This is a genomic window from Aeromonas sp. 604176, from assembly GCF_049170755.1.
In the GTDB taxonomy this organism is placed as follows: domain Bacteria; phylum Pseudomonadota; class Gammaproteobacteria; order Enterobacterales; family Aeromonadaceae; genus Aeromonas; species Aeromonas veronii_A.
The window spans coordinates 1-11,024 of record NZ_JAAKNE010000133.1 but is presented as its reverse complement, the minus strand read 5'-3'; the positions used below and the strand labels follow the sequence as shown (position 1 = coordinate 11,024).

General features: G+C 60.2%; 9 protein-coding genes. 1 reads left to right on the top strand and 8 read right to left on the bottom strand.

Annotation, left to right across the window (positions count from 1 at the left end; translation table 11 throughout):
- Positions 1-513: sterol desaturase family protein (locus G5358_RS18360; protein ID WP_421324655.1), on the top strand; the 513-nt coding region annotated here is incomplete at its 5' end.
- Positions 514-596: 83 nt separating this feature from the next.
- Here the strand turns inward: G5358_RS18360 and G5358_RS18355 are convergent.
- From G5358_RS18355 to G5358_RS18320, 8 genes are all read right to left on the bottom strand, one after another.
- The gene (locus G5358_RS18355) at positions 597-2,012 is read right to left on the bottom strand and encodes a basic amino acid/polyamine antiporter (protein ID WP_421324654.1); all 1,416 of its coding nucleotides are present in this window, start codon (positions 2,010-2,012) and stop codon (positions 597-599) included.
- Positions 2,013-2,021: 9 nt separating this feature from the next.
- Positions 2,022-2,924, bottom strand: coding sequence for a homocysteine S-methyltransferase family protein (locus tag G5358_RS18350; protein WP_421324653.1), 903 nt, complete (start codon positions 2,922-2,924; stop codon positions 2,022-2,024).
- A gap of 293 nt (positions 2,925-3,217) precedes the next feature.
- Complete coding sequence (locus G5358_RS18345; protein ID WP_069555291.1) at positions 3,218-3,760, bottom strand: hypothetical protein; 543 nt, start codon at positions 3,758-3,760, stop codon at positions 3,218-3,220.
- A gap of 19 nt (positions 3,761-3,779) precedes the next feature.
- Positions 3,780-5,099 carry a hemolysin family protein gene (locus tag G5358_RS18340; RefSeq protein WP_216954078.1) on the bottom strand — a complete coding sequence of 440 codons (1,320 nt, stop codon included), beginning with the start codon at positions 5,097-5,099 and terminating at the stop codon, positions 3,780-3,782.
- A 190-nt stretch (positions 5,100-5,289) separates the two neighbouring features.
- Positions 5,290-6,000: a phosphate signaling complex protein PhoU gene (phoU, locus tag G5358_RS18335; RefSeq protein WP_005334097.1), complete on the bottom strand. Its 711-nt coding sequence runs from the start codon at positions 5,998-6,000 to the stop codon at positions 5,290-5,292.
- A 108-nt stretch (positions 6,001-6,108) separates the two neighbouring features.
- Positions 6,109-6,927: a phosphate ABC transporter ATP-binding protein PstB gene (gene pstB, locus G5358_RS18330; protein ID WP_216954080.1), complete on the bottom strand. Its 819-nt coding sequence runs from the start codon at positions 6,925-6,927 to the stop codon at positions 6,109-6,111.
- Positions 6,928-7,037: 110 nt separating this feature from the next.
- Positions 7,038-8,687: a phosphate ABC transporter permease PstA gene (pstA, locus tag G5358_RS18325; RefSeq protein ID WP_042012620.1), complete on the bottom strand. Its 1,650-nt coding sequence runs from the start codon at positions 8,685-8,687 to the stop codon at positions 7,038-7,040.
- Between the two features lie 32 nt (positions 8,688-8,719).
- Positions 8,720-10,957 (bottom strand): ABC transporter permease subunit, encoded by a 2,238-nt coding sequence (locus G5358_RS18320; protein ID WP_266133795.1) that lies wholly within the window; start codon positions 10,955-10,957, stop codon positions 8,720-8,722.
- Positions 10,958-11,024: the final 67 nt, after the last annotated feature.

The following is an 11,024-nucleotide window of genomic DNA, read 5'->3' as shown; positions in this document are numbered from 1 at the left end:
TGGGCCTCCCACGTGGTGCACCACAGCTCGGAGCGGCTCAACCTCTCCACCGCTTTTCGCCAGAGCCTGATGTACCCGATCTCCGGCATGTGGCTGTTCTGGATCCCGATGATTGTCATCGGCTTCCCGCCTGAGGCGGTGGTCGCCACCGTGCTGCTGAGTCTGGGCTTCCAGTTCTTCGTCCACACCCAGGTGGTGGGCAAACTCGGCTGGCTTGAGTGGGTCTTCAACACCCCCTCCCACCACAGGGTGCATCACGCCAGCAACGCCAAGTACATAGACCGCAACTTCGCCGGGATGCTGATCATCTGGGATAGGCTGTTCGGCACCTTTGTCGAGGAGGATCCTGCCGAGCCATGCCGCTTCGGCATCACCAAGCCGATCCACAGCTTTAACCCCCTCACCCTCACCTTCCACGAGTGGCGCGACATGCTGCGCGACGCCCGTGGCCTACCCTGGCGACAAAAACTCGCGGTGCTGTTTGGCAAACCGGCCGGACCTGCCAGCCGCTGAGCCTTCGTCCCGGATAGCAAGTCCCTGATAACAAGAGAGCGCCACGGTGGCGCTCTCTTTTATGGTCAGTCACCTCTTCGATATCAGAGATGGGCGAACGACCAGACGGCGGGGATCAGGCTCAGCAAGGTCACTCCGGCCAACAGCCGTTCGCGACCACTCAGGCAAAGATCTGCGCCCAGCTGACGGCGGCTGTAGAGAAACAGCAGCAGACCCGGCCCGTAGAGCAGCAACGACAGCAGCAGATACTCCACCCCGGCAGCATAGAGCAGCCAGAAACCGTAACAACTCGATACCAGCGCTACCGCCCGCATCAGACCGCGGCCCTGCCCGCCCTCACCCTTCTTGCTGAACGAGAGCTTGAGCAGAAACAGGCCGATCAGCAGGTAGGGCACCAAAATCATCGAGGTAGAAATAAGCAGCAGGCTGGTGTAGCCCTTGCCGAGCAGCCACACCAGCAGCAGGCAAGTCTGCACCGTCAAGCTGGTGAGCCAGAGCGATGCGATAGGCGTCCCATTGCGGTTCTGGCGCCGGAAGATGGCGGGAAACGCACCGTGTCGGGCCGCGCTGAACGGAACCTCCGCGGAGAAGAGGGTCCAGCTCACGTAGGAGGCAAGCACCGAGACGATCAGGCCGACGCTGATGAGCAGCTTGCCCCAGGAGCCGGTCATCTGGGCCATCAGCCCTGCCATGGAGGGGTTGGGCTGCGCAGCCAGCTCAGGCCGACTCAATATTCCGAGCGCCAGCACCGAGATAAGCACATAGAGCAGCAGCGCTAGTACCACGCCGAGCACAGTGGCCGTACCCACATCCCGCCGGTTTCTGGCGCGGGCCGACAACACCGCTGCCCCCTCGATACCGGTGAAGACCCAGAGAGTGATGAGCATGGTATTGCGCACCTGCTCGGAGACCGGCACCGCCAGGGTGCTGCCCCGCTGATCCGCCGCGAAGGTGACCGGATCGAACCAGTAGCAGGCGAACAGGATAAACAGCAGCAGCGGCAGACTCTTGGCCAGGGTCGCCACCAGATTGAACAGTGCCGCCTGCTGCACGCCGCGGGCCACCAGCAGGTGCACCGCCCAGAGGATGCAGGACTCGCCGACAAACGCCGCCAGAGTGTTGCCCTCACCAAACCAGACCTGCTCCGGCGTATCGACGAAGCTGCCCAGCGCCGCAAAGGCGATCACCAGATAGCCCACCACGCCGATGGTGGCGCAGAGCCAATAGCCCCAGGCGGAGAAGAAGCCCACCAGCTCGCCAAAACCGGCGCGGGCGTAGCTGTAGATGCCGCCGTCGAGATCGGGTCTGAGTCGCGACAGATAGAGAAAACTCATGGCGAGCGCCAGGATGCCCACCCCCGTCACGCCCCAGCCGATCAGCACGGCGCGCGCTCCTGCCACCTCGGCCATGTTCTGGGGCAGGCTGAAAATCCCCGCCCCCACCATGGAGCTGAACACCAGCGCGGTGAGTGACCAGAGCCCAATCTTGCTCTCTTTCATGGAAGCTCCTTAGCGCAACCGGCGGCTCAGCGCCTGAATATGCTCGGGGCCGATACCGCAGCAACCGCCGATCAAGTTCGCCCCGGCTGCGCGCCAGCGCTCAGCCCAGCCAAGGTAATCCAGCGGCCCCAGATCGGCACGGATCTCGTCCAGTCCGTCGTTGGCGGTGGCCTCTTTGGGTTGCGGCGGGAAGGCGTTGGCATAGGCACCGAGGCGAATGTCTGCGCGGCCCAGCGCCTGCAATCGGGTGCGGGCAACCTCGAGGGCCCCCTCGATCACCTCGGGCTGACAGCAATTGAACAGGATGGCATCGACTCCGGCCGCCACCAGTGCGGTAACCGCATCAGCCACCCGCTCGCCGGAACGCAGTCGCGGCTCGTTGCCCGGCGCCTCATCTTCCAGCGTGAAGGAGGCCCAGAACGGCTTGCCATCGTCAGGCAGCAGCGCTTTCAGGGCCAGTGGCTCGGCAATCAGGCTCATGGTCTCGGCCAACCAGATATCCACATAAGGGGATAGCGCGCGGATAAGCGGCGTCGCCAGCTCGCTCACCTTGTCCGCCTTGAACAGGTCGGCACGGTAGGAGCCAAACAGCGGCGGCAGAGAGCCCGCCACCTGCACGGCGCCCTTCTGCGCGTCAGCCACCTCACGGGCCAGTTGTCCGGCCAGCGCTGCCAGCCCCTCCCCGTCGGCAAAGAAACGCTCATCGCCGATATGAAACGGCACCAGCGCATAGCTATTGGTAGTAATGACCCGGGCTCCGCTCGCCACATAGGCCTGATGCACGTCGCGCACCGTCTCTGGCGCCTCCATCAGGGCCAGCGCCGACCACTCCGGCTGACGAAACGGTGCACCCCGCCGTGCCAGCTCGCGCCCCATACCCCCATCCAGCACCCACAATTCCCTGGTTTCCATCTGTCGTGTCTCTTAGTTATGTGCGTTGTTTATTTGCGTATTTATCTGTTTGTTTTGTTGATCTGCGGTTTCGCATCGAATCGCTGCAGATCGTCCCGCTTCATCCTGGGAAGCCCTTTTATTATGCAGCCATCTAAACACATAGATATTTAGATGGCCAAAGTAAGATAAAACAAAGTGCCACGGGCGGCAATCAGTATCAGCAGAAATCAGCGTGCAAACGGCGAGGCAAACGCAGAAATGCAAGAGGCCACCCAAAGGTGGCCTCATCACTATCTTGATCCGCTGGCGACTTAACGCCCGGCCAGCACTCGCTTAATCTGTTTGACCCAGTCGGAGACCCGACCCTGCTGCGGCAAACCGCGCCAGATCTGCTCCCACTGGGCAGGGCTGAGCGGACGACCGAGGCGACGCTGTACGCCTGCATATAGGTAGTCATGGGCCGTGGTGGCCGCATGCTCGGAGGTGAGGAATTTGGAGACCGGATCGGTCAACCGCACATCCCGCATGCCGAGCAGCGGATAGTCGTTGTGCACCGCCGCCAGCATGGTCTCGCGCATAGCCGACTCGATGTAGCCACGGGCAAACAGGGCGGTCACCGACTCCAGCGACCCCTGATCCGGGCCATGGTACTGCTCATCAAAGACCGGGCTCGGCTCGGCCATGCCGCTTTGCACCACCGCATCGGGATCCGGCTGCGGCACGACCACCGCGGGCTTGGGGGCAACCGGCTTGGCTGCCACTGTGGCTTTGCGCGGCGCGCTCTGGCTACAGGCACCCAGTGCCAGGGCGAGCGCGACACAGGCCAGCGCACGGGAATGAGACTGCATCTTCATGACTTTTATGTCGCTCCTTTTACGATTCCTGAGCTGGCTTCTCGGCCACCACCGGCTCGACCCGGGTAACCAGCAGCTGATCGATCTTGTAACTGTCGATATCCACCACTTCGAACTTGTAACCGGCATATTTGACCGAGTCAGTGCGCTTGGGGATCTTGCGCAGCATATACATGATGAAACCGGCGATGGTCTCGTAGTTCTGATCGTCCGGAAACTCTTCTATATCGAAGGCGCGCATCACGTCTGAGATCGGGGTCACCCCGTCCACCAGCCAGGAGTTCTCGTCCCGCTGGACGATCTGCTCTTCCACCACGTGGGTCGCCCACTCGCCCATGACGGTGCTCATCAGGTCGTTCATGGTGACGATCCCCACCACCAGCGCGTACTCGTTCATCACCACGGCAAAGTCGCCACGATGATTTTTGAAGTACTCCATCGCCTCATAGAGGTTCAGGGTATCGGGAATGATGATGACGTTTTGTACCAGCGAGCCGCTGTTGAGATCGATGCTCTGGCCGCTGATGACGCGGATCAGCAGCTCCTTGGCATCGACAAAGCCCTTGATGCTGTCGAGGTTGTGGTCACAGACCAGAAACTTGTTGTGGGGGTGTTCGGCGATCTTCGCCTTGATGTCCTCTTCATCCTCTTGCAGGGTGAAGTAGATGAGGCTCTCGCGAGCCGTCATGGCGGAGGTGACGCAGAGTGACTGCAGTTCGAACACGTTCTCGATGAGTTGATGCTCCTCGCGCTGGATAACTCCAGCCTCGGCACCGGCATCCATTACCGCATAGATATCATCGGAGGTGATCTCGTCGTTGCGCTCTGTAGAAATGCGCATCAGGCGAAACAGGGTATTGGCCAGACCATTGAAAATCCATACCAGCGGCATCAGCAGGGTGACGAAGAAGAGCATGGGGCGCACCACCACCACGGCAATCTGCTCGGGCATGATCATGGCCAGACGCTTGGGCATCAGATCAGCGATCAGGATAAACATGCCGGTGACGAACACGAAGGAGGCACCGGAGCTGATCTCGCCAAGCCAGGGCCCTTGGTAGAACTGGGAGACAATCCCCTTGATGGCGGGGTTGAGGGCAGACTCACCCAGGATACCGCCCAGAATGGCGACGGTATTGAGGCCAATCTGCACCACGGTGAAAAAGTTGCCCGGCTGGGCCTGCAGGGCCAGCACCTTTTCGGCCTGGCGATTACCTTCATCCGCCATCACCTGCAATTTGATTTTGCGAGACGCGGCGAGAGAGATCTCGGAGAGGGAGAAGAACACACTGCCGCCAACCAGCAGCATTAAAAAGAACAAACTATCGGCAAAACTCATGATTAACCTATTGCTACACCCGCCTTAGCACAAGACGGCAAACTGGGCCCGGGAGACCGGACCGTGAGCCCATCCGGGACTCACACAGGGGGAGTATTCTATCAGAAAACAGCCAGTTGGGGGCTTTATCTTACTCCGACCAGTTATGCAACAAAAAAGGCGCTTCACGCGCCTTTTTATTCACTTCCGGTTAGCCCTTGCCCAGCAGGGTGCCCAGATCGTCCGCCTTGGTGTGGCGCACATCCTTGCCTTTCACGTAGTAGACGATGTACTCGCAGATGTGCTGGCAGCGATCGCCGACCCGCTCGATGGCTCGCGCCGCCCACAGGACGTTGAGAACCTGGGGGATAGTGCGGGGATCTTCCATCATGTAGGTCATCAGCTCGCGGATGATGGACTCGTACTCGCGGTCTACCTTGTCATCTTCCTTGTAGACCGCCAACGCCGCATCCAGATCCATGCGGGCGAAAGCGTCGAGCACATCGTGCAGCATCTTGATGGTGCGACGGCCCATGTTCTCCAGCGACACCAGCGGCGGCTGCGGCTTGTTGGCGTTGTCGGTCAGCATGCGTGCGATCTTGTCGGCCACGTCGCCAATACGCTCAAGATCAGTGATGGTCTTGATGATGGCCATCACCAGTCGCAGGTCGGAGGCAGTCGGCTGACGCTTGGCGATGATGCGGGTGCACTCCTCGTCGATCGCCACTTCCATCGCGTTGACCTTGTGGTCGTTGGCCACGATCTTGCGCGCCGCATCGAGATCCTGATCGTGGATCGCCGCAATGGCGTCGGTGAGCTGCTGCTCCACCAGACCGCCCATCACCAGCACCTGGTTGCGCACGCTCTCTAGCTCGGCATTAAACTGACCGGAGATGTGTTTATTGAGGTTCATATTGTCCATACAAATAATCCTTGATTGCTCCGATTATGCCTTAGCCGTTGAACTGACCGGTAATCTGTTTATTGCTGCTCATCATGTTCATATCCATAACCCTGGTTCAACCACGCCTTAGCCATAGCGACCAGTGATGTAATCCTCGGTCTTCTTCTTGGCCGGTGTAGTGAAGATGGTGTTGGTATCCGAGTACTCGATAAGCTCGCCCATATACATGAAGGCGGTCTGATCCGACACCCGCGCAGCCTGTTGCATGTTGTGGGTCACAATCACCACGGTGAACTGGCTCTTGAGCTCGTTGATCAACTCCTCGATGGTGAGGGTGGAGATGGGGTCGAGCGCCGATGTCGGTTCATCGAGCAGCAACACTTCCGGCTCGATGGCGATGGCGCGGGCGATCACCAGACGCTGCTGCTGACCCCCGGAGAGACCGAAAGCGTTGTCGTGCAGACGATCCTTCACTTCGTCCCACAGGGCCGCACCGCGCAGGGAGCGCTCGGCGGCCTCATCCAGAGTGCGGCGATCGTTGATCCCCTGCAGGCGCAGACCATAGACCACGTTCTCGTAAATAGACTTGGGGAACGGGTTCGGGCGCTGGAACACCATGCCCACCTGACGGCGCAGGGCGGAGACATCCACGCTCTTGTCATAGATGTTGTGGCCGTGCAGCAGGATCTCCCCGTCGATGCGGCAGATCTCCACCAGATCGTTCATCCGGTTGATGCAGCGCAGCAGGGTCGATTTGCCACAGCCTGACGGGCCGATAAAGGCGGTCACCTGCCCTTTGGGGATCTTCATGTTGACGTTGAACAACGCCTGCTTGCTGCCGTAGTACAGGTTGAGATCCTTCACCTCCAGCGCGGTCTGCTCCGGGCTCAGGTTAAGCAGGTCCAGCGCGGTGTGCTGGGTAGACGTGGTCGTTACGTTGATCATCTGTTACCTCAAAATCTGTCGGTGGCGGCGGGCAATCTCATCGCCCGCGGCCGGAACGCTTGGCTGGCAGGGAACCCTGTCCCCTGCCCGTCTCTGTGGTGGCTGGCCTATCAATGTTCCAGCGACCGGAATTTCTCGCGCAAGTGGTTACGAATACCGATAGCGGTCAGGTTCAGACCCACGATCACCGTCACCAGCAGGAAGGAGGTGGCATAGACCAGCGGGCGGGCCGCCTCGACGTTGGGGCTCTGGAAGCCGACGTCATAGATGTGGAAGCCCAGGTGCATGAACTTGCGCTCCACATGCAGATACGGGAAGTTGCCATCCATCGGCAGGGTCGGTGCCAGTTTCACCACCCCCACCAGCATCAGTGGCGCCACTTCACCGGCTGCACGGGCAATCGCCAGAATAAGGCCGGTCATGATGGCCGGGCTCGCCATCGGCAGCACGATGCGCCACAGGGTCTCGGCCTGGGTGGCGCCCAGTGCCAACGAGCCCTGACGGATGGTGCTCGGGATCCGCGCCAGCCCCTCTTCGGTGGAGACGATCACCACCGGCAGGGTCAGGATGGCCAGGGTCAGCGCCGACCAGATCACGCCAGGTGAACCAAAGGTCGGGCTCGGCAGCGCTTCCGGGTAGAACAGCTGATCCAGCGAGCCACCGAGCGTGTAGACGAAGAAGCCCAGACCAAACACGCCGTAGACGATGGAGGGCACGCCCGCCAGATTGATCACCGCGATGCGGATGATCTTGGTCAGGCTGTTCTTGCCTGCGTACTCGTGCAGGTAGACCGCCGCCACCACGCCGAGCGGGGTCACGATGATCGCCATCAGGAACACCATGAAGACGGTGCCGAAGATGGCCGGGAAGACGCCGCCCTCGGTGTTCGCCTCACGGGGATCGTCGGATACAAACTTGCCGATCTGGTGGAACCAGTGACCCACCTTGGCCAGCAGGCTCATGTCGTTGGGCCATACCACATCCAGTACCCTGGACATGGGCATGGTCACCAGCTCGCCACGCATATCCTTGACGGTGATGCTGTCCCGGTCAGCCTGACTGCGCAGTGAGAAGAGCTCTTTTTCCAGCACCTGATAACGATCGTTAAGGGCCTGACGTTCACGCTCCAGCTGAGCTTTCAGCTGATCGGTCAGCTTCTCTTCCAGCTCGGCCTTGCGCTCTTTCAGGCGCAGCCGCTCCAGCTGATAGTTGATGCTGCCGATGTCCCCTTTTTGCAGATCGTTGGCCTGTTCGGAGAGGGCATTGGCTCGCGCCAGCACCCGCTGCAGGGCAGGATGCAGATCCGAAGTCAGCTCGCGGCCATCCTCTTTTACCCCGACGATATAACCGTAGAAGTTACCGTTGGTGGCACGCTCAACCATGGCCAGCTCGGCTGGCTGGCTCTGGGACTTGATGTCCGTCTCCAATACCCAGCGAAAATCGAGGTCGACGAACTCACGGTTGCCGGTCTTGACCAGATAGCGGGTCAGCAGCTCGCGCTCTTCCCCCTCCAGCGGCAGACCTGCGGCGCGCAGTCGCTCCACCGGCACCAGCTCGCGATCGTTGATCTCGCCGATCAGCACGCTCTTGTTGCCGCTGGCGTCCTCCAGCTGCCACTCATAGATGGGGTGCGGCCAGAAGTAGACCAGACCACGCCATCCGATCAGCAGCAGCAGACCCAGTACCGCCACCAGACTCAGGCTGACGGCTCCGCCGGTCATCCAGATCCAGGGGGCCCCTGATTTAAACCACTTACCCATTGTCGATTCCTTGTCCATTACAGAGCCGCCCCTTACATCGAGCTGTATTTTTCACGCAACCGCTGACGGACAAACTCGGCCAGGGTGTTGAACATAAAGGTGAACACAAACAGGACGAAGGCCGCGAGGAACAGTACCCGATAGTGGGAGCTGCCCACTTCCGACTCCGGCATTTCCACCGCAATGTTGGCGGCCAGAGTACGCAGCCCCTGGAACATGGAGAAGTCCATGATGGGGGTGTTGCCGGTAGCCATCAGTACGATCATGGTTTCGCCCACGGCACGGCCAAGGCCCATCATCACCGCCGAGAAGATGCCCGGGCTGGCAGTGAGGATCACCACCCGGCTCAGGGTCTGCCACGGGGTAGCCCCCAACGCCAGCGAGCCCTGGGTCAGGTGCTTGGGCACCGAGAAGACCGCATCTTCGGCGATGGAGAAGATGGTGGGGATGACCGCAAAGCCCATGGCGATACCGACCACCAGCGAATTGCGCTGGTCAAACTTGATACCCATTTCGTGGGTCAGCCAGATGCGCGAATCACCGTGCATAAAGGCATTCTCGATGAGCGGGCTCAGGGCGAAGGCCCCCCAGCCAATCAGCAGCAGCACTGGAATAAGCAGGATGGCGTGCCATCCCTCCGGCAGCCAGGACTTGCCACGCTCCGGCAGGTAGTTCCAGACCAGTGCGGTCAACAGCATCCCCATCGGCAGCAGGATCAACAGCAGGATCACCCCGGGCAGCGCCCCCTCTATGATGGGCGCCAGCCACAGACCCGCCAGGAAGCCCAGGATAACGGTCGGCAACGCCGCCATGATCTCCACCGTCGGTTTGACGTATTTGCGCAGCCCCGCCGACATGAAGTAGGCGGTATAGATAGCACCGGCGACACCGAGCGGCACCGCAAACACCATGGCGTAGAAAGAGGCTTTCAGCGTACCGAATACCAGTGGCACCAGGCTCAGCTTGGCTTCAAAGTCGTTGCTGGCGGAGGTGGATTGCCACACATACTGGGGCTCCGGATACCCTTCATACCATACCTTCTGCCACAGGGCCGACCAGGTCACCTCGGGGTGATCGTTCTCCACCGAGAAAAGCTTGAAGGTCTCCCCTTGCTGCATCAGCAACAGGTTGTGACGGGGGGAGATGGCCAGGGCAGAGAGTTCACCCCCTTCCACCGTCTCGGTCAGCAGCTTGGTCTCGCCAGTGGCGTGGAAGAAGCTGATGATGCCGTCCTTGTCGGCACTGATGAAGGCTTTGCGATAGTGCTCGGGGGTCAGAAGATCCACCGCGCCATCGCCCTTGAAGTCACGGATCTGAGTGAACTGGCGTTTGCCATCTTTTGCCACTTCAAACCACTGGGAGATGATGCCGTTGTCGTTGCCCACCAGCAGGGAGGAGGCACCGGAGAGCAGCTCGACCCGGGTCACGTTGGCATCTGGCGCATTGATCTCCAGCACGTTGCGCACGGATATATTGCTCAGGTCATGAATGTCATAGACAGAGAGACGATTGCCTTCCCGCACAAAGAGGATCCGCAGATTGGGGGTCAAAAGCATCTGATCCACATGGCGCGGCAGGGACGGAATGGTGTAGTTCTCACTGCTCCACTCAATCTCGCCGGAGAGGAAGTTCTCCTCACCGCTCATCACCATCAGTACGCCACGACCATCTTCGGTCACGGCGGCGGTCGCCATCTTGTCCTTGGTGGCCTCAAATACCATGGCACGCAGCGCTTTGCCCTGCGGATCGACCACTACCGGCTCCTCGCCAAAGGGATATTGCAGACTGGGTTCGATCACCCGCACATCGTTGGGATAGGAGACCTTGAACGCAGGCTGGACGACCTGCGCCTTGCCATCGGCGAAACCGTAGGCGATCAGCTTCTGACCAGGGGACGGTGGCGCCACCGCAGTGACATCACCGGTGACCTCAGCATGACCAAGGGATTGCCCGACCTTGATCTTGTCATCTCCCTGCACCGCGAAGAAGTTGACCAGTCCTTTATCGCTGAAGCGATAGCCGATCTCGTTCTGCTCTTCCACGCCGAGCCAGGCGGTCTTCCCTGCGGCAGGCAGGGTAAATGAGGCAGTTGGCTCCATGGAGGCGCCATTGAAGATGGGTTTCACCACATAGAGCAGATAAAAGAAGATAAGCAGCAGCGCCACCAGTACCAGGGCTCCGCCTGTGGTGACGCCATATTTGGCCAATTTATCCTTGATCCGGCGTTTTCTACTGCCCGCCATGACCAGGTTTAACGATTCCGATGACATGCAAGACCTCAATGTAAGCTAGGCTTGGCGGCATTATATGGCGGTTGCATGACAGTTTTGTTACATC